This window comes from Crossiella sp. CA198 (genome assembly GCF_052078295.1).
In the GTDB taxonomy this organism is placed as follows: domain Bacteria; phylum Actinomycetota; class Actinomycetes; order Mycobacteriales; family Pseudonocardiaceae; genus Crossiella.
The window spans coordinates 255553-273928 of the sequence record NZ_JBQJIM010000008.1 but is presented as its reverse complement, the minus strand read 5'-3'; the positions used below and the strand labels follow the sequence as shown (position 1 = coordinate 273928).

Here is an 18376-nt window from a genome sequence, read left to right as displayed (position 1 = left end):
ACGCCGCCCAGACTAGGCGTCTGAGTTGAGCCGCGAGCGCCGCCTGCCGTAACCGAAGTAGACCACCAGGCCGACCGCGGTCCAGATCAGGAAGGCGATCCAGGTCTTGGCGCCCAGGCCGACGATGAGGATTACGCACAGCGCCAGGCCGAGCAGCGGGACCACCGGCATCAGCGGGGTGCGGAAGGAGCGCGGCAGGTCCGGCTTGGTCCGGCGCAACACCAGCACACCCACGTTGACCAGCCCGAAGGCGACCAGGGTGCCGATGCTGGTGGCGTTGGTCAGCTCGCCCAGCGGGACCAGCGCGGCCAGCACCGAGACCAGCACACCGACCACCACGATGTTGGTGGTGGGCACCGAGCGGGGGCCGACCTTGGCGAGGACCGGCGGCATCAGGCCGTCCCGGGACATCGAGACCAGCACCCGGGTCTGGCCGTAGAGCACGGTCAGCACCACCGAGGCGATCGCGATCACCGCACCCGCCGCGAGCACGGTGGAGGCCCAGCCGGACCCGGTCACCTCGGCCATCACCGTGGACAGCGAGGCGCCCTTGGCACTGAGCCGGTCCACCCCGATCGCGCCGATCGCGGTGACCGCGACCGCCACGTAGACGAAGGTCACGATGCCCAGCGAGATCATGATCGCCCGCGGCAGGTCGCGCTGCGGGTTGCGGGCTTCCTCGCCCGCGGTGGAGGCCGCGTCGAAGCCGATGAAGGAGAAGAACACCGCCGAGGCGCCACCGGCGATGCCTGCCAGGCCCTCCGGCGCGAACGGGGTCATGTTGCCGGAGCTGAACGCGGTGGCCGCCACCGCGACGAAGAAGATCAGCACCCCGACCTTGATCATCGTGGTGACCGTGGTGGCCCGCGCGCTCTCCCTAACCCCGGCGATCAGCACCGCGGTGGCCAGCAGCACCACCACGGCCGCCGGGATGTTCACCACGCCACCGGCGCCGGGCGGCGCGGCCAGCTCCTCCGGGATCCGCACCCCGACGGTGGCCTCCAGGAACACGTTCAGGTAGCCGCCCCAGCCCACCGCGACCGCGGCCACCGACACGCCGTACTCCAGCAACAGGCACCAGCCGCACACCCAGGCGATGAGTTCGCCCAGGGTGGCGTAGGTGTAGGAGTAGGCCGAACCGGACACCGGCACCGCGCCTGCCAGTTCGGCGTAGGAGAGCGCGGAGAACAACGCGGCCAGTGCCGCCAGTGCGAAGGAGACCACCACCGCGGGCCCGGCCTTGGGTGCGGCCTCGCCGAGCACCACGAAGATCCCGGTGCCCAGGGTGGCCCCCACCGACAGCGAGACCAGGGAGATCAGGCCCATGCTGCGGCGCAGGCCACTGTGCACGCCCTCGCTGGTGAGCTGCTCGACCGGCTTGGTGCGCAACAGGCTGCGCTGACTGTTTGGCGGCACGAGGCGCGAACCTACCGGCCGGTCCGGGCCGCCTTCCAGTCCGGTGCGACTTGTCGAATACGGCCCCACGGCTTGAACACCGAGATCACCACCATGAGCAGGATGGACACGTTGTTGAAGATCGACCCGCCGAGCAGCTTGTTGCGCACCTCGAAGTAGGGCGGCCCCTGGGCCAGCGCGAGTTCGGCCGCGGCACCGATCCAGCCGCCCAGCCAGATCGCGCTGAAGACCATCAGCACGATGGTCGCGACCAGCTTCACCACGATCCACCAGTGCCGGAACACACCCCAGTTGGACCGCCAGGCCAGCACCACGCCGGAGACCAGGGCCAGCAGCACCAGCGGGATCAGCAGCCAGATGTCCAGCGTGTGCCCGATCTTGTGGGTGGCCACCCGCAGTCCGGCGTCCGCGGTCGTCCGGCCGATGATGTTGAGCACCAGCTGGCACAGCGCCACGCCGAACCAGCCCACCCCGCTGCCCAGGTGCAGGATGTCCCACCACCGCTTGGCCCGCCTGCCCAATCGTGTCGTCATGGCAGCTCAGCCTGGCCGCCCGCCGGTTCCGGAACCATGCGGCAGACCGGCGGGTCTACGGTGCGGCGAGCCCCACCGGAGCGCCGGTGAAACGGCTGTGCCAGCCAGTCACTAACCTGTCGCGGTGCGCCTTGTCATCGCCCGCTGCCAGGTCAACTACGTCGGACGGCTGACCGCCCACCTGCCCATGGCCAATCGGTTGTTGCTGATCAAGGCCGATGGTTCGGTGTCGATCCACTCCGACGACCGCGCGTACAAGCCGCTGAACTGGATGAGCCCGCCCTGCTGGCTGATCCAGGACCCCGGCGTGTGGACCGTGCAGAACAAGGCGGGGGAGAAGCTGGTGATCACCCTTGAGGAGGTCATGCACGACTCCGCGCACGAGCTGGGCCCCGAACCCGGCCTGGTCAAGGACGGCGTCGAGGCCCACCTGCAGGAGCTGCTGGCCGAGCACATCGTGACCCTCGGCGACGGCTACACCCTGGTCCGCCGCGAGTACCCGACCGCGATCGGCCCGGTGGACATCATGGCCCGCGACGGCAAGGGCGCCGCGGTGGCCGTGGAGATCAAGCGCCGTGGCGAGATCGACGGCGTGGAACAGCTGACCAGGTACCTGGAACTGCTCAACCGGGACCCGCTGCTGTCCCCGGTCAAGGGCGTGTTCGCGGCCCAGATCATCAAGCCCCAGGCCCGCACGCTGGCCGAGGACCGCGGGATCCGCTGCGTCACGCTGGACTACGACGCGCTGCGCGGCATCGAATCGGACGAGTTCCGCCTGTTCTGACCGACTCCGCCGGGGCGCCGCTCGCGCGTGCCCCTGCGGAGTCGGGACTCAGCTTTCGGCCAGCCCGCGCCGCACCCAGTCGGCCACCACCCGCACCGACTCGGCCAGGCTGATGTCGGTGGTGTCCAGCAGTTCCATCGGTGGCTCCATGGTGGCCGCGGTGGCCCGGACCCACTCGTTGAACTCCAGCATCTCGCTGATCCGGTCCGCGTCGTCCCACTCCCGCCAGGCCGGTCGCGTCCGCAACCGCTTGGCCAGCAGGTCCGGCGCGCAGGTCAGCGCCAGGTAGTGGATGTCGCCGAGGAAGGCGCGTTCGGGCAGCCGCTCGAACTGCACCGGCACCACGGTGCCGCACAGCACCACCGGGCGCCCGCTCTGGTTGACCATGGCCACCATGCGCAGCCAGGTCGCGCGGAAGACCCGGTAGTCATCGGCCGGGTCCTGCAACCCGGCCGACCACAGCACGTCCTGTTCCATCACCACGACCGCGTCACCCAGTTCGGCGGTCAGCATCTTGCCCACGGTGGACTTGCCGGTGCCGCTGGGGCCGGTGAGCGCGAACATCGGCAGCCGCAGGAACGGCTGCCGATGCCCGCACCGCACGCAGAGCAGAACCGGATCGCCCGGCAGGACCACCGGGACCTCGGCCTTGTCGCCGCAGTTGACGCAGATCTTGAGGTCCACGGGGCTGGGGCCGGGAATCAGTCGAACAGCCCTTCCAGGAAGCTCTTCTTCCTCTTGTGGCCGTGCCCGCCGTAGGGCGGCGGCGAATCGCGGTAACCCGGCCGGTGTCCGCCGTAGGGCGGGGGCGAGTCACGGTGGCCGTGACTGCCGCGGTGGCCGTAGGGCGGCGGCGAGTCGTGCCGGTAGCCCGGCATCGGCGGGGGCGGCGGCGGGACCGGCGCGGCGGCGTAGTAGGTGCGCTCGGCGCCGGCGATCTGCTCGAGCTCGCCGCGGTCGAGGAAGATCCCCCGACAGCCCTGGCACTGCTCGATGTGCACCCCACCGCGGTCCACGGTCTGCATCACGTTCTGGCACTTCGGACAAATCACATATGCAAGGTTACGCAGCTTTGCCGCGTATGTGGTGGAGGCATCCACAGGGCAAAAAATTGAAAGCGCTCTCACCTGCATCGATGGAGAAGGCTCTGACCTCTGTGTCGCTGCTTTGTCAAGGAGGGATTACGGTACCGCCGTCACGTCGGATGACGACCGTGCTGACCTTGGAGGTGGAGCCCGGGTGGAAGCGCTCGCCGCTTCGAGCCTGCGTCTAGACGCAAGCCTGCTCGACTACGCGTTGCTCGCGGTGTACTTCGTGCTGGTGCTGGGAATCGGGTACATGGCCCGGCGTTCGGTGTCGACCAGCCTCGACTTCCTGCTCTCCGGCCGTTCGCTGCCGGCGTGGGTGACCGGCCTGGCCTTCATCTCGGCCAACCTGGGCGCCCTGGAACTGATGGGCATGACGGCCAACGGCGCCCAGTACGGCCTGGCCACGGTGCACTACTACTGGATCGGCGCCATCCCGGCCATGGTCTTCCTCGGCCTGGTCATGATGCCGTTCTACTACGGCTCCAAGGTCCGTAGCGTTCCCGAGTTCATGCGGCGCCGCTTCGGCAGGCCCGCGCACCTGGTCAACGCGCTGAGCTTCGCGGTGGCCCAGGTGCTCATCGCGGGCATCAACCTGTTCGCCCTCTCGGTGATCATCAACGTGCTGCTCGGCTGGCCGATCTGGCTGTCCATCGTGATCGCCGCGGTGGTCGTGCTCGCCTACACCACCATGGGCGGGCTGTCCGCGGCCATCTACAACGAGGTGCTGCAGTTCTTCGTCATCGTCGCCGCGCTGGCGCCGATCACGATCATCGCGCTGCACAAGATCGGCGGCTGGGAGGGCCTGGTCGCCAAGGTCACCGCCAGCACCGGCGGCGCGAACAACCTGTCCACCTGGCCTGCCAGCGATCTGACCGGTATCGCCAACGGCACGCTCAGTGTGATCGGGCTGGTCTTCGGCCTCGGCTTCGTGCTGTCCTTCGGTTACTGGACCACGAACTTCGCCGAGGTCCAGCGCGCGATGTCGGCCAAGAGCATGTCGGCCGCCCGGCGCACCCCGATCATCGGCGCCTACCCCAAGGCGCTCATCCCGGCGATCATCATCATCCCCGGCATCATCGGCGCGGTGCTGGTGCCGGACATCGCCGCGATCAAGGCCGGTGACCACAGCTCGGGCGCGGAGTACAACCAGGTGCTGCTGTACCTGATGCGCGACCTGCTGCCCAACGGCGTGCTGGGCGTGGCCATCGCCGGTCTGCTGGCCTCGTTCATGGCCGGTGTCGCGGCCAACGTCAGCTCGTTCAACACGGTCTTCACCTATGACCTGTGGCAGGACTACGTCCGCAAGGACCGGCCGGACGAGTACTACCTGCGCATCGGCCGGCTGGCCACGGTGGGCGCGTGCGTGATCGCGATCGGCACCGCCTTCATCGCGGCCAACCTGGGCGGGTCCAACATCATGGACTACATCCAGGCGCTGTTCTCCTTCTTCAACGCGCCGCTGTTCGCCACGTTCATCCTGGGCATGTTCTGGAAGCGGATGACCCCGACCGCGGGCTGGGTCGGCCTGGTCGCGGGCACCCTGGCCGCGGTCACCGTGTGGCTGCTGGCCGAACCGAAGCTGGGCATCCAGGTGCTCGACCTGCCAGGCCAGGGCGCGAGCTTCATCGGCGCCGGCGCGGCGTTCGTGGTGGACATCCTGGTCAGCGTGGCGGTCTCACTGGTCACCAAGCCCAAGCCGGACGCCGAACTGGCCGGTCTGGTCTACAGCCTGACACCGAAGGAGACCCGCACCCACTCCACGACCGGCGACGACGCCGGCTGGTACCGCTCGCCCGCGTTGCTGGGTGGCGGGGTGCTGGTGCTGACCATCCTGCTCAACATCTTCGTCGGCTGAGGGAGGGACCATGGCTGAACAAGCGAGTGAGACCAAGCGCGCCACCGGAATGGCGGGTCTGTTCGACCTGCGCCTGATCATCGCGCTGTTGTTCGGGATCTACGGGGTGGTGCTCACCTTCGTGGGCCTGTTCGACACCACGGCCGCGGACCTGGCCAAGACCGGCGGGATCAACATCAACCTGTGGACCGGCGTGTCCATGCTGGCGGTCACCGCGTTCTTCGTGATCTGGACCGTCGCCCGCCCGTTGCGGGTGCCGACGGAGGCGGCAGCCGCCGACGACGCCACTGGCGCCGGCGGGCACTAGCCGCTAGCTCAACAGCTCGTCAGCTCAACGGTTGGTCCGGCGGTGCGGGTAGACCGGGTTGAACGCCTCCAGCGTCCAGGCGTCCACCCACCGCACCGCCCGGCCCAGCCTGGCCCGCACCGGCCGGGTACGAGTCGCGGCGTTCCTGGTGTTGCGGTCGCTCATCTTGCTCCTTCGTGAGTTCCTCTTCGTCGAGCGGCCAATCCGCTCACTTAGTTAATCGCTCCAGGCTTCTGGATCGTTCCCGAAACGGTCCGTGATCTGGCGCACGGCTGGTGAGCTGGCATTTTTACCCGTCTGTTGACTTGCGGTAACCGGATCGCGAAGTTGCCGCTAGCACATGCCACCGACAGGAACGCCGCTCCGGCCCGGGAAACGGGCGAGTTGTCCACAACCGACGGGTTGTCCACAGGGCGAGGCGAGGTCGCTTTCGACGGGGCGGCCGGTCTGGCAGCGTCGTTGCCGTGGCGCGGAAGCCACAGACCCCAGCCAGTCGAGGAGCGCGACATGTCGGTATTGCTTGCCCAGAGCGGACATCACCCCCACCCGGCGACCCCACCCCGCCTCACCGCGCCACCCGTCAGGCCCCGCCCCGCCGCGCGCCTCACCACACCCCGCCCGGCCGCCCCGACGCCCCACCCAGCAGCGGGCTCCCCGCCCCACCCCGCGCCACCCGCCAACCACCCCCGCCACCAGCCGAATCCGTGCCGCCCAGCCCCTCGCCCACCCCCTGCCCTCGCCTGAGTCGCCCCTGATCGGCGGGTTCGGCACACGGGCCTGGCATGGGCTCGCTACCGTGCACCCCGTGTCCCGCGTGAAGCCCGTGCCCTCCCTGCTCGCCGCGTTCGCCCTGCTGGCGAGCGTGGCCGCCTGTGGCGCCGAAGTCGACCTGGCCAAGACGAACTTCTCGCGGTCGACCATCCCGGCCGCCGAGTCCTCCGGGGGCAGCAGTGGCTCCGGGGTGCCGGAGGGCAAACCGGTGGATCCGGCGTTCGCGCCGGACAGGCTGCGCAAGGTGGATCCGTGTGGGGTCATCGACGCCGAGCAGGTGGCTGAGCTGGGTGAGGCGGGCGCGCCGACGGCCACTGGGTACGACGAGTGCTCGGTGACCTTGCGCAAGGACGGGAAGACCTCGTCGATCAAGGTCGAACTCGGCATCAACATGCTGCTGGAGAGCAAGCGGCTGACCAAGGACGTGGGTGGGCTCAAGGCGGACCAGTCGGTCAACCAGACCTTCTGCGACCACAAGATCATGGTTCAGGAGGGCGCGTACTCGCTGGGGATCGGCGTCTCGTTGCGCACCGAGGCGGCCAATCGCTGCGACCTGAGCAACAAGGCGGGCGCGGCCGTGATCAACCGGATCAAGAGCAATCCGCCGCAGCGGAACGCCGAATCCGGGGTGCTGGCCCAGATCGACACCTGCACCGTGCTCGACCAGATCGCGCTGGCCGAGGTGCTGACCAACGTGCCGTCGATCTTCCCGTGGCGGCTGCACCAGTGCAGCTGGCGGCGGACCGACGGGCTCTCGCTCAAGATCAACCTGAGTGTGGAGACCAATCCCAAGAACGCCAAGGGCTCGTTCGCGCCGGAGGAGGTGAAGGTCGACGACAGTCTCACCGTCTACAAGAAGTACTCCGACACCAGTCACCCCCGGTGTGAGATCTCCTGGCCGTACCGCACCACCGAGGGCACCAAGGCCGAAGTGGTGCTGGTCGAGGTGACCAACGTGCCCAACACGGCCGGTTATGACGCCTGCGGCAAGGCCATCGGCGTGGTCAAGGCGCTCAAGGCGAAGTTCCCCAAGGTCTAGGTACCGGCCCCGCGGTCCCCGGAGGGCGGGCTGACAGCACCCCGCACGGACGACTACTGTGCGGTAACAAGGTCCGTGCGACGTTGAGCTGGTTGAGCTGTCGGAGGCGCCGATGACCGGGGCGGTACGCGAACAGGCCGAGTCCTTCACCTCGTTGGACCCTCGGACCTCCGAGGTGGTCGGCGAGTACCCGGTGCACTCCGCCTCGCAGGTGCGTGCCGTGGTGGAGCAGGCGCGGGAAGCGCAGCTGTGGTGGGCCGGGCTGGGGTTCGCCGAGCGGAAGAAGCGACTGGACGCCTGGCGGCAGCTGCTGCTGAAGCGGCTGGACGAACTCGCCGGGGTGATGTGCGCCGAGACCGGCAAACCGCTGGACGACGCGCGGCTGGAACTGGTGCTCGTGGTCGACCACCTGCAGTGGGCGGCCAAGAACGCGGAGAAGGTGCTCAAGCGCCGCAAGGTGTCCTCGGGCGTGCTGATGTCCAACCAGGCCTCCACGGTGGAGTACCTGCCGCTGGGCGTGGTCGGCGTGATCGGGCCGTGGAACTACCCGGCGCACACGCCGATGGGGTCCATCTCCTACGCGCTCGCGGCAGGCAACGCGGTGGTGTTCAAGCCAAGTGAGCTGACCCCAGGGGTCGGTGCCTGGCTGGTGCGCACCTTCGCCGAGGTGGTGCCGGAGTGGCCGGTGTTCTCGCTGGTCACCGGGTTCGGTGCGACCGGGGCCGCGCTGTGCGAGTCCGGGGTGGACAAGCTCGCCTTCACCGGGTCCACCGCCACCGGCAAGCGGGTGATGGCCGCCTGTGCCCAAACGCTGACGCCGGTGCTGGTGGAGTGCGGCGGCAAGGACGCGCTGATCGTGGACGCCGACGCCGACCTGGAGGCCGCGGCCCAGGCCGCGGTGTGGGGTGGGATGGCCAACGCCGGGCAGACCTGTGTCGGCGTGGAGCGGGTGTACGTGGTCGACTCGGTGGCGCAGGAGTTCATCGAGCGGGTCACCCGGATCGCCGGCAGGCTCAAGCCCGGCGCCGAGCCGACCGCGGACCTGGGACCGATCACCATGCCGAGCCAGGTGCCGATCATCCAGTCGCATATCGAGGACGCGCTGAGCAAGGGCGCGATGGCCGTGGTCGGCGGCAAGGAATCGGTGCGCGAGCCCTACGTCGAACCGGTCGTGCTGGTGGACGTGCCCGAGGACTCGCTGGCGATCACCGAGGAGACCTTCGGGCCGACCCTGACCATCAACCGGGTGGCCGATGTGGACGAGGCGATCCGGCTGGCCAACGGGGTGCGCTACGGACTGGGCGGCGCGATCTTCTCCCGCGCCCGTGGCATGGAACTGGCCCGCAGGTTGCGGGCGGGCATGGTCGCGGTCAACTCGGTGGTCTCCTTCGCCGCGGTGCCCGCACTGCCCTTCGGCGGCATCGGCGACTCCGGGTTCGGGCGGATCCACGGCGCGGACGGGTTGCGCGAGTTCGCCAGGACGCAGGCGGTGACCCGGCAGAAGTTCAAGGCGCCGTTGCAGCCGATGTCCTTCGCACGCGGCTCGCGGACCGTGCGGCGACTGCTGCGCATCCTGCGCCTGGTGCACCGCCGCTGAGCGAACCAGGAAGGGGGCGGCCGGTGGCGCGCCCCCTTCGCCGCAGGCGGGTCAGACCGCTCAGGCGAGCAGGCGTTCCAGGTCGCCCAGGATGGACTCCGCGGAGAGCACGCCCAGGCCCAGGTACCAGGTCTCGTCGTTGACGGGGTGGGACCTGCCTGCCTTGACCGCGCTGAGTTGCTGCCAGAGCGGGGAGCCCTGCACGTCCTTCTGCGCGGTCTTGGCCGGGTCGCCGTAGGTGCCGATGAAGATCACGTCGCCGTCGGCCTTGGCCAGGTTCTCCGCGCTGACCTCCACCGCCAGGTCGTCGACCTTCTGCGGTTCCGGGCGGGGGAGCCTGGCGTCCTTGAGCACGGTGCCGATCAGCGACTTGTCCGCGTACAGCCGGATCTTGCCGGGCATGAACCGGACCATGGACACCGTGGGGCGCTTGCCCTGCCTGGCCTCGATCTTGTTACCGGTGGCGATGGCGTGCGCCTCGAAGTCCTTGATCATCTTGTCCGCGTCGGCCGAGCGGTCCAGCGCGGCGGCGTTGAGCCGGAAGTTCTCCTTCCAGGTGTAGCCGGGGCGGAGGCTGAACACGGTGGGCGCGATGGCGGAGAGGACCTTGTACTGGGCCTCGGCGCGCAGCTTGGAGCCCAGGATCAGGTCGGGCGCCAGCTTCTTGATCGCTTCCAGCTTCAGCGCGTTGGCGGTGCCCACGTTCTCCGGGGCGCCCGCCTTGTCGCGCAGGTAGGCGGGCATCTCGGGGCTGCCCTCGGTGAAGGCCACGCCGGCCGGCTTGATGCCCAGCGAGACCACGTTGTCCAGCTCGCCGGTGTCCAGCACGAGCACCCGCTCCGGGCGCTTGGGCAGGGTGGTCTCGCCCATCCCGTGCTTGATCACCCGGGGGAACACCCCTGGCGCGGCGGTGGTGCCGAACTGGGCCGACTGCTCGCCCGCCTTGCCGAAGTCGGCGCCGCCGACCGCCACCGCGGGCACGTCCGCGGGCTTGGCCCCGCCACAGCCGGCGAGCAGGACGAGCAGCCCGCCCATCACACCCGCCGCGAGCCGTCTGGTCCCGTTAGTCACCGGTTTCTCCTGCCTTTCTGAGGTTAGGCTCACCATAACTCCGGGAAAGTGCTCGTCAGGCACATCGTGGATGTGCCCTTTGGCACTGGGGCGAAGGCGGTGTAGTAAAGACGATCAGTCCCCCAACGGCGAGGAGACCGACGTGAAGAAGATCATCAATGATCCGGCTGACGTGGTGTCCGAGGCGCTGCGCGGGATGGCGCTGGCGCATGCCGACCTGCTGACCGTGCGCCCGGACCCGGCCGTCATCCACCGCAAGGACGCCCCGGTCCAGGGCAAGGTCGCCCTGGTCTCCGGTGGTGGCTCCGGCCACGAACCGCTGCACGGCGGCTTCGTCGGGCCCGGCATGCTCGACGCCGCGGTGCCCGGCCCGGTGTTCACCTCGCCCACCCCGGACGGCGTGCAGGCCGCGATCGAGGCGGTGCACGGCGGCGCCGGGGTGCTGCTGATCGTGAAGAACTACACCGGCGACGTGCTCAACTTCGAGACCGCGGCCGAGTTCGCCGCGGTCGAGGGCACCGAGGTCCGCACCGTGGTGGTCGACGACGACGTCGCGGTCAAGGACTCGCTCTACACCGCGGGCCGCCGGGGCGTGGCCGGCACCGTGCTGGTGGAGAAGATCGTCGGCGCGGCCGCGCAGCGCGGGGACGATCTGGACGCCTGCGAGGCGTTGGCGCGCAAGGTGATCGGGCGCATCCGCACCCTGGGCGTTGCGCTGAGCGCGGGCACCGTGCCGCATGCCGGGCAGCCCGGTTTCACCCTGGCCGAGGACGAGCTGGAGCTGGGCATCGGCATCCACGGCGAGCCCGGCCGGGCTCGATTGCCGATGGAGCCCGCCGACGCGCTGGTGCGCAGGCTGGTGGACGCGGTGACCGAGGACCTGCCCTACGCCGAGGGCGATGAGGTGCTGCTGCTGACCAACGGCATGGGCGGCACCCCGCAGATCGAGCTGTACCTGGCGCACGGCATCGCGGCGGAACTGCTTGCCGGGCGCGGAATCACGGTGCGGCGCCACCTGGTCGGGTCCTATGTGACCAGTCTGGAGATGCAGGGGATGAGCCTGACCTTGCTCAAGCTGGATGACGAACTGGTTGATCTTTGGGACGCGCCGGTGCGGACCGCGGCGCTGCGCTGGGGGATGTGATGGGTTGTTCCACGGAAGACCTCCTCGCCGCGTTGCGAGCCGCGGCGGAGGTGGTCATCGATCACCGGGACGAGCTGGTCGAGCTGGACCGGCTCACCGGCGACGCCGACCACGGGGAGAACCTGCGCAGGGGCTTCACCGCTGTGGTGTCCACAATGGACGGAGGAGGATGGTCGGGGCCTGCCTCGGTGCTCAAGGCGGTGGCGAAGACGTTGATCTCCACGGTGGGTGGGGCGGCGGGGCCGTTGTACGGCACCGCGTTCCTGCGCGCGGGCGCCGCGCTGGACGGGCTCGCCGAACTGGATGCCCCGGCCGTGGCCACGGCCCTGCGCGCCGCGCTGGACGGGGTGCTGGCCAGGGGCAAGGCCGAACCGGGCGACAAGACCATGGTGGACGCGCTGACCCCGGCCGTGCACGCCGCCGAGTCCGCCGCGGCCCAGGGTGCGGATGTCGCGGCGACCTTGTCGGCGGCCGCGGGCGCGGCGGCGGACGGCGCGGCGGCGACGGTGCCCCTCGTCGCCCGCAAGGGCCGCGCCTCCTACCTTGGCGAGCGCAGCGCGGGGCATCTCGACCCGGGTGCGCGCTCGACCTCACTGCTGCTGACCGCGCTGGCCACGCACGCAGGCGGCGCGCGATGAACCGCCGGGTGGGATTGGTGATCGTCTCGCACAGCGCGAAGCTGGCCGAGGGCGTGGTGGAACTGGCCCAGCAGATGGCGCCGGAGGTGCGCATCCTGGCCGCGGGCGGCCTGCCCCAGAACGGCGGCCTTGGCACCGACCTGGACACCGTCTCGGCCGCGCTGGAACGCGCGGACGACGGCGAGGGCGTGGTGCTGCTCTACGACCTGGGCAGCGCGCAGATGATCGCCGAGCTGGCCGTGGAGGTCCTGGGCGACCCGGGCCGCGCGGTGGTGGTGGACGCCCCGCTGGCCGAGGGCGCGGTGGCCGCCGCGGTCTCCGCCCAGGGCGGGTCCACTTTGGACGAGGTGGCCGACGCCGCCGCGACCGCGACCGCCTTCGCCATCGGCGAGACCGTGGACGAGCTGTTCCTGGGCGCCAACGGCCAGGACCACGGCCACGGACATGGGCACGACCAGCCCAGTTCCAGCGGGCTGGTCGAGCTGGACATCGAACTGCGCAACGAGATCGGCCTGCATGCCCGGCCGGCCGCGCTGCTGGCCCGCGCCGTGGCCGAGCTGGACGTGGAGGCCTCGGTGCGCTTCGGCGACCAGGAGGTCAGCGCGGCCAGCGTGCTCGCGCTGATGGGCCTTGGCGCCCGCGGCGGGGACACCATCACGCTGCGCGCGGTCGGTCCGGACGCCCAGGAGGCACTCACTCGGGTGGCAGCGCTCGCCGAACGCGGTTTCGACGAGTGAGCCCGCGCATCCGCGCTTACGCTGCGGATCATGGCTGCCAGAGCGATTCTGGCCTGCGTGGTCCTGGTGACCGTGCTGGTCGGCTGTGGCACGCCGCAGGCCGGTCCGGGCGCGGCCGCCCCCGCGCCCGACTGGCCGCGGCTGGACCCGTGCAGCCTGCTCGCCCCGGACGCGCTGAGCCGTTTCGGCGGCCAGTTCCCCGGCCCTGAGCTGAACTTCGACGACTGCCGCCTCGCGCTGCGCAACGGGGTGGCCGAGCTGACCGTGACCCTCGGCTCCGGCGGCAGGCTGGCCGAGGCGCACGGGGCCGAGCAGCTCGGCTTCGAGCTGGTCGAGCGGGACGGGGTGCGGGTCGGCAGGGCCAAGGCGGTCGCCGACTCCTGCGGTTCGGTGGTGGTGCTGCCCGACCTGCGCTACGTCACGGTGGATGTCAGCGGCGAGGACGCCCAGCTCTGTGCGGTGGCCGAGGCCGCGGCCGAATCGGTGCGCACCGTGCTGCGCGCCGGCGGCACCCGCGGCCGTGCCTACCCATCCAACTCGCTGGCCGGCCTGGATCCCTGTCCGCTGGTGCCGGCCACGCTGGCCGCCAGGGTGCCCGGCATCGACACCCCGATGCCGCACGGCGACGGCAACCGGCACGTCTGCCAGTGGGGTGGCCGCCGCAGTGATTCGCCGTCGTTGCTGGTCAGCTTCGGTGTGGTCGACCCGGATCCGGCCGCCCCCGCGGCGATCGAGCGGATCGGCGGCCGCGAGTCCCTGGTCCGCGCCCAGCCCGCGGGCGGCGGCCTGCTGCCCTCCTGCCGGGTGGACACCAGGCACATCGCCTTCGGTCAGGGCTACCGCGAGAACGCCAGGGTGTCGATCTACAGCGCCCTGCCAGCCGAGGAGAACTGCCCGCTCGCCCGCGAGGTGGCCACCGCGGTCTGGCCGCGCCTGCCCGCTCTCTAGGCTTGTCCCCGTGGCGAACCTCACCGGGGAAAACAACACGCAGCGTGGCACTATCACCACAAGTTACTGGCCCGTAGCACCCGTCAGCGGGTCCCCCGATGTCGTGGGAGGCAGAGTCGTGACGCGTGAGTTCACCACCGTCGGAGTCGTCGGACTGGGCACCATGGGCGCCGGTATCGCGGAGGTGTTCGCGCGCACCGGGCTCAAGGTCATCGCGGTCGAGGTGACCGAGGACGCGCTCGCCCGCGGGCGTGGCCACGTGGAGCACTCCACCGACCGCGCGCTGCGCCGCGGCAAGCTGGACGAGGCGGGCAAGGACGCGCTGTTCGCCCAGATCGAGTTCACCACCTCGCTGCAGGCGCTGGCCGCGGCCGATCTGGTGATCGAGGCGGTGCCGGAGCGGATGGAGCTGAAGGCCCAGGTCTTCGCCGAGCTGGACCGGATCTGCCCGCCGGAGACGATCCTGGCCTCCAACACCTCCTCGCTCTCGGTCACCGAGCTGTCCGTGCACACCTCCCGGCCGGGCAAGGTCGTCGGGATGCACTTCTTCAACCCGGCGCCGGTGCTCAAGCTGGTCGAGGTGATCCGCACCGTGGTCACCGAGCCCGGGGTGGTCGAGGACGTCACCGCGCTGGCCGAGCGGCTGGGCAAGGTGCCGGTGGTCATCGGCGACCGCGCGGGCTTCATCGCCAACGCGCTGCTGTTCGGCTACCTCAACCACGCCGTGCGCATGTTCGAGGGCCGCTACGCCACCCGCGAGGACCTGGACGCGGCCATGAAGCTGGGCTGCGGCTACCCGATGGGCCCGCTGGCGCTGCTCGACCTGATCGGCCTGGACACCGCCTACGAGATCCTCGACACCATGTACCACCAGTCCCGCAACCGGCTGCACGCCCCCGCGCCGCTGCTCAAGCAGATGATCACCGCGGGCCTGCTGGGCCGGAAGACCGGACGCGGTTTCTACACCTACGACGCCCCCGACTCGCCCACCGTGGTGGACGCGGTCAGCGCCGAGGGTGACGCCGGCGAGCAGGTCCGCGAGGTGCAGCGGGTCGGCGTGGTCGGCACCGGGACCATGGCCACCGGCATCGTGGAGGTCTTCGCCAAGTCCGGCCACGACGTCATCGTGCGGGCCCGCAGCGAGGGCAAGGGCAAGACCGCGCTGGAGGCACTGCGCCGCTCCCTGGACAAGGGCGTGCTGCGCGGCAAGCTGACCGAGCAGGACCGGGACGCCGCGCTGGCCAGGGTCCAGGTGACCACCGACCTTGGCGATCTGGCCGACGCCGACCTGGTGGTCGAGGCGGTCGCCGAGGAGCTGTCGGTCAAGAAGGCCGTCTTCGCCACCCTGGACGAGGTGTGCAAGCCGGGCGCGGTGCTGGCCACCACCACCTCCTCGCTGCCGGTGATCGAACTGGCCGCGGTGACCAGCCGCCCCGGCGACGTGGTCGGCCTGCACTTCTTCAACCCCGCGCCGGTGATGAAGCTGGTCGAGGTGGTGCACACCATCTCCACCGCGCCCGAGGTGGTCAGCACCGCCCAGGCGGTCTGCCGCAAGCTCGGCAAGCACCCGGTGACCTGCGGCGACCGCGCCGGGTTCATCGTCAACGCGCTGTTGTTCCCCTACCTCAACGACGCGGTGAAGATGCTGGAGGCGCACTACGCCTCCGCCGATGACATCGACAACGCGATGAAGGTCGGCTGTGGCCTGCCGATGGGCCCGTTCGCGTTGCTGGACGTGGTCGGCCTTGACGTGGCCCTGGCCATCCAGCGCGAGCTGTACCTGGAGTTCCGCGAGGCGGGCTTCGCCCCGGCGCCGCTGCTGGAACACCTGGTCACCGCGGGTCGGCTGGGGCGCAAGACCGGCAAGGGATTCCGCGACTACACCGGCTGAGCGGGCTGGGTAGCCTGAGAGATCGTGGAGGCCACGATCGACGAGCTGATCAGCAGGCTGCGCACCGCCGAGCGCTGGGACGAGGAACTCGACCTCGTGCGGGGCTGGGCCGATGCCGGCCGGATCGACGAGCTGCTGCACCTCGGTGAGGCGTTGCTGGCGGCCGACGGCCCGGCGGCCGATGAGGTGCTGTGGGGCGTCATCACCGCGCTGGCCGCCCGCCCTGGCGCGTTCAGCGTGGTCGCCGCGCTGCAGCTGGCCGGGGACGAGCGGGTGTCGGTCGGCCAGAAACGCAGGGCCGCCGCGCTGCTCGCCGAGGGCCAGCCGCTGGAGAACCTGGACGCCTTCCTGGCCGACGCCCGGCCGGAGGACGAGGTGCTGGCCTGCCTGCTGCACGAGACGGTGCTGCGGCACGGCGACCTGACCGGGGTGCCGGAGGCGGTGGCCTACGCCGAGCAGCTGCACGGCGCGCACCCGCTCGGCGAGCTGCCGCTGAAGCTGGCCGGGTTCGAGCTGGGCGAGGAGGGCGCGGAGCCGTTCCGCACCCTGCCGCTGTGGCCGGAGGCGGGCGGCCCGGAGCCGGTCACCGAGGTCGAGCGGCTGCCGTGGCGCGGGGACCAGGTCACCGAGGGCTTCCGGCACTGGACGAACATGGGCGGCGGCCACCTGGAGAGCGGGCTGTTCCGGCTGAGCGCGCCCTGGCAGCCGGATCTGCTGACCAGCCTGCCGCTGGACTGCCTGGCCGGGGCGCAGGCCGTGCGGGTCAGCCCGTCGACGCTGGGCGAGGCGTACTGGTCGCTGTTCGACCGGATGAAGCGGGACGGGGCCTACCGGCACAGCCCCGGCCTCGCCTATACCCGGCTGCACGCCCGCTGGGCCATCGCCGGGCTCGCCGGGGTGGCGCGGCCGGCGGAGGCCGACTGCCAGTGGTGGGAGTTCGACGCGTCCGGGCCGTGGTTCTACGACATCGCCTGGGACTTCGGGCTGCTGGCTGCGCGGCCGGACGGCACGGTGGCCGTCCTGGCCGCGAGCGATACCGACTGAGCCCGCGGGCTCAGTTCTGCGTGCGGGTGCGCAGTTCCGCGCCCGCGGTGGTGGAGCTGTTGGTCACCGACTGACCGCTGCTCTTCTGGAAGGTCACGTCGTAGGGCCCGGTGCTGCGTTCGACCTTGACGCCGTTGATGCTGACGCCGGTGGTGTCGTTGGTCAGGAACGCGGGCCGCCCGTCGTTCTTCTCGAACTCGAAGGTGCTGCCGAGGAACTTGATGTCCTTGGCGTGCCGGATCCAGAACCCGAAGGACGGCCGCACGCCGAAGATCCGCGGCGGGTACTCGGTGCTGTTCTCCGGCGGCACCCGGTTGGCGTCGGAGGCCGGGTGGTTGCCTGGCACGTTCAGCTTGACGTTGGTGAAGGTGACGTTCTCGATCATCGAGTCGGTGCGGCCGGTGATCGTGCTGGTGTGCTCGGGGCCGCCCGGCACGCTGGTCGGCGAGGTCAGGTTGGTGCCGCTGATGTCGGTGAAGTGGATGTCGCGGATCTTGCCGGCGGGCGGTTTGCCCGGGCAGCGCGAGCGCTTGCCGACGTGCAGGAAGATCGGCGTGGTGGTGCGGGTCAGGGTGATGTTGTTGTAGTGGATGTCCTCGATCACCGAGCCGTCCATGGACACGATGCCCAGGCCCGCCTTGCCCGCGCCGGTGACCTTGAGATTGCTGAACCGGATGTTGCGGAAGTTGCCGCAGGTCTCCGAGCCGAACTGGAGCGCGTTGTTCTCGGTGGACCTGATGGTGGAATCACGCACCACGTTGTTCTGGCTGACGAAGGTCCGGCCAAGGGCGTAGTCGCTCTTGAAGACCACCGCGTCGTCACTGGCCTCCACGATGGAGTCGGCGACCTCGACGTTCGAGCTGTTGATGATGTTGATCCCGTCCCGGTCCTCGGAGGTGAGGATCTTGACGTTGCTGAACTTCATCCCGTCGCAGCCGTTGGCCAGCACCGCGAAGTGCCCGCCCTGGCGCATGGTGATGCCGGTCAGCGTCACGTTCTTGCAGAACTTCAGCGAGATCGCCTTGTCCGCGATGCCGGAACCCGGGTTGTTGCTGGTGTCCAGCTTGTTGTCACCGTCGATGGTCCCGGTGCCGGTGAAGTGGATGTTCGAGACGTTCTCGCCCCACATCAGGGCGTTGCGGAAGTGGCTGTGCCCGAAGTCCTGGTAGTCGTCGAACTCGTTGGGCTCGGGCTTGTCCATGCCGCTGCCGGCCGCGATGATCTTCGACCCGGCGGCCAGGTTGACGGTGATGTTGCTCTTGAGGTGGATGGACCGGGACAGGTAGGTGCCCGCGGGCACCTCGACCACGCCGCCACCGGCGGCACTGGCCGCGGTGATCGCCTTGTCGATGGCGGGCGAGTCGATGGCCTTGCCATCCCCCTTGGCGCCGTAGTCCCGGATGTTGAAGGTGGCGGTCGGCGCGGCCAGGGCGGGGGTCGCCATGGCCAGCACGGTGGCGCCCGCGGTGCCCAGGACGAGCAGGCGGGATCGCCAGGATCGGTTCATGAGCGG

18 protein-coding genes are annotated in these 18376 nt (G+C 70.1%); 11 read left to right on the top strand and 7 right to left on the bottom strand.

Annotation, left to right across the window (positions count from 1 at the left end; genetic code table 11):
• Positions 1–12: 12 nt before the first annotated feature.
• A complete protein-coding gene (locus ACTOWY_RS15945; RefSeq protein WP_441310388.1) occupies positions 13–1416 on the bottom strand; it encodes an amino acid permease in 1404 nt (467 codons plus the stop codon).
• Between the two features lie 11 nt (positions 1417–1427).
• A complete protein-coding gene (locus ACTOWY_RS15940) occupies positions 1428–1949 on the bottom strand; it encodes a hypothetical protein (protein ID WP_441310387.1) in 522 nt (173 codons plus the stop codon).
• Positions 1950–2073: 124 nt separating this feature from the next.
• Between ACTOWY_RS15940 and nucS the strand changes: the two genes are divergently transcribed.
• On the top strand, positions 2074–2733 hold the full coding sequence (nucS, locus tag ACTOWY_RS15935) for an endonuclease NucS (protein ID WP_441310386.1): 660 nt from the start codon (positions 2074–2076) through the stop codon (positions 2731–2733).
• A gap of 48 nt (positions 2734–2781) precedes the next feature.
• On the opposite strand, the gene ACTOWY_RS15930 is transcribed toward nucS, so the two are convergent.
• Both ACTOWY_RS15930 and ACTOWY_RS15925 read right to left on the bottom strand, forming a co-directional pair.
• Complete coding sequence (locus ACTOWY_RS15930; protein WP_441310385.1) at positions 2782–3417, bottom strand: AAA family ATPase; 636 nt, start codon at positions 3415–3417, stop codon at positions 2782–2784.
• Between the two features lie 17 nt (positions 3418–3434).
• A complete protein-coding gene (locus ACTOWY_RS15925) occupies positions 3435–3785 on the bottom strand; it encodes a zf-TFIIB domain-containing protein (protein ID WP_441310384.1) in 351 nt (116 codons plus the stop codon).
• Positions 3786–3972: 187 nt separating this feature from the next.
• Between ACTOWY_RS15925 and ACTOWY_RS15920 the strand changes: the two genes are divergently transcribed.
• Both ACTOWY_RS15920 and ACTOWY_RS15915 read left to right on the top strand, forming a co-directional pair.
• The gene (locus tag ACTOWY_RS15920; protein ID WP_441310383.1) at positions 3973–5676 is read left to right on the top strand and encodes a sodium:solute symporter family protein; all 1704 of its coding nucleotides are present in this window, start codon (positions 3973–3975) and stop codon (positions 5674–5676) included.
• A 10-nt stretch (positions 5677–5686) separates the two neighbouring features.
• Complete coding sequence (locus ACTOWY_RS15915; protein ID WP_441310382.1) at positions 5687–5983, top strand: hypothetical protein; 297 nt, start codon at positions 5687–5689, stop codon at positions 5981–5983.
• 24 nt (positions 5984–6007) lie between these two features.
• Here ACTOWY_RS15915 and ACTOWY_RS15910 read toward each other — a convergent pair whose 3' ends face one another.
• On the bottom strand, positions 6008–6148 hold the full coding sequence (locus tag ACTOWY_RS15910; protein ID WP_247765595.1) for a hypothetical protein: 141 nt from the start codon (positions 6146–6148) through the stop codon (positions 6008–6010).
• Between the two features lie 640 nt (positions 6149–6788).
• Between ACTOWY_RS15910 and ACTOWY_RS15905 the strand changes: the two genes are divergently transcribed.
• A complete protein-coding gene (locus ACTOWY_RS15905; RefSeq protein WP_441310381.1) occupies positions 6789–7793 on the top strand; it encodes a hypothetical protein in 1005 nt (334 codons plus the stop codon).
• A 112-nt stretch (positions 7794–7905) separates the two neighbouring features.
• Positions 7906–9390: an aldehyde dehydrogenase family protein gene (locus tag ACTOWY_RS15900; protein ID WP_441310380.1), complete on the top strand. Its 1485-nt coding sequence runs from the start codon at positions 7906–7908 to the stop codon at positions 9388–9390.
• Between the two features lie 60 nt (positions 9391–9450).
• On the opposite strand, the gene ACTOWY_RS15895 is transcribed toward ACTOWY_RS15900, so the two are convergent.
• Entirely contained in the window at positions 9451–10461 is a 1011-nt protein-coding gene (locus tag ACTOWY_RS15895; protein ID WP_441310379.1) for an ABC transporter substrate-binding protein, read from the bottom strand.
• Positions 10462–10603: 142 nt separating this feature from the next.
• Between ACTOWY_RS15895 and dhaK the strand changes: the two genes are divergently transcribed.
• The 6 genes from dhaK (at position 10604) to ACTOWY_RS15865 (ending at position 16863) form a co-directional block, all read left to right on the top strand.
• On the top strand, positions 10604–11605 hold the full coding sequence (dhaK, locus tag ACTOWY_RS15890; RefSeq protein WP_441310378.1) for a dihydroxyacetone kinase subunit DhaK: 1002 nt from the start codon (positions 10604–10606) through the stop codon (positions 11603–11605).
• Positions 11605–12243: a dihydroxyacetone kinase subunit DhaL gene (gene dhaL / locus ACTOWY_RS15885; RefSeq protein ID WP_441310377.1), complete on the top strand. Its 639-nt coding sequence runs from the start codon at positions 11605–11607 to the stop codon at positions 12241–12243. The genes dhaK and dhaL overlap by 1 nt, the downstream gene beginning before the upstream one ends.
• A complete protein-coding gene (gene dhaM, locus ACTOWY_RS15880; RefSeq protein ID WP_441310376.1) occupies positions 12240–12980 on the top strand; it encodes a dihydroxyacetone kinase phosphoryl donor subunit DhaM in 741 nt (246 codons plus the stop codon). The genes dhaL and dhaM overlap by 4 nt, the downstream gene beginning before the upstream one ends.
• 30 nt (positions 12981–13010) lie before the next feature.
• Positions 13011–13928: a hypothetical protein gene (locus ACTOWY_RS15875; protein ID WP_441310375.1), complete on the top strand. Its 918-nt coding sequence runs from the start codon at positions 13011–13013 to the stop codon at positions 13926–13928.
• A 118-nt stretch (positions 13929–14046) separates the two neighbouring features.
• Entirely contained in the window at positions 14047–15819 is a 1773-nt protein-coding gene (locus ACTOWY_RS15870; RefSeq protein ID WP_441310374.1) for a 3-hydroxyacyl-CoA dehydrogenase family protein, read from the top strand.
• Between the two features lie 24 nt (positions 15820–15843).
• Entirely contained in the window at positions 15844–16863 is a 1020-nt protein-coding gene (locus ACTOWY_RS15865; RefSeq protein WP_441310373.1) for a DUF6183 family protein, read from the top strand.
• Positions 16864–16873: 10 nt separating this feature from the next.
• Here ACTOWY_RS15865 and ACTOWY_RS15860 read toward each other — a convergent pair whose 3' ends face one another.
• Positions 16874–18370 (bottom strand): glycoside hydrolase family 28 protein, encoded by a 1497-nt coding sequence (locus ACTOWY_RS15860; RefSeq protein WP_441310372.1) that lies wholly within the window; start codon positions 18368–18370, stop codon positions 16874–16876.
• Positions 18371–18376: the final 6 nt, after the last annotated feature.

Excerpts from the sequence above, each read along its gene's own strand:
- ACTOWY_RS15940 (WP_441310387.1), bottom strand. The coding sequence starts at position 1,949 with ATGACGACACGATTGGGCAGGCGGGCCAAGCGGTGGTGGGACATCCTG.
- ACTOWY_RS15915 (WP_441310382.1), top strand. The coding sequence starts at position 5,687 with ATGGCTGAACAAGCGAGTGAGACCAAGCGCGCCACCGGAATGGCGGGT.
- ACTOWY_RS15910 (WP_247765595.1), bottom strand. The coding sequence starts at position 6,148 with ATGAGCGACCGCAACACCAGGAACGCCGCGACTCGTACCCGGCCGGTG.
- ACTOWY_RS15860 (WP_441310372.1), bottom strand. The coding sequence starts at position 18,370 with ATGAACCGATCCTGGCGATCCCGCCTGCTCGTCCTGGGCACCGCGGGC.
- dhaM (WP_441310376.1), top strand. The coding sequence starts at position 12,240 with ATGAACCGCCGGGTGGGATTGGTGATCGTCTCGCACAGCGCGAAGCTG.
- ACTOWY_RS15875 (WP_441310375.1), top strand. The coding sequence starts at position 13,011 with ATGGCTGCCAGAGCGATTCTGGCCTGCGTGGTCCTGGTGACCGTGCTG.
- dhaL (WP_441310377.1), top strand. The coding sequence starts at position 11,605 with ATGGGTTGTTCCACGGAAGACCTCCTCGCCGCGTTGCGAGCCGCGGCG.
- ACTOWY_RS15900 (WP_441310380.1), top strand. The coding sequence starts at position 7,906 with ATGACCGGGGCGGTACGCGAACAGGCCGAGTCCTTCACCTCGTTGGAC.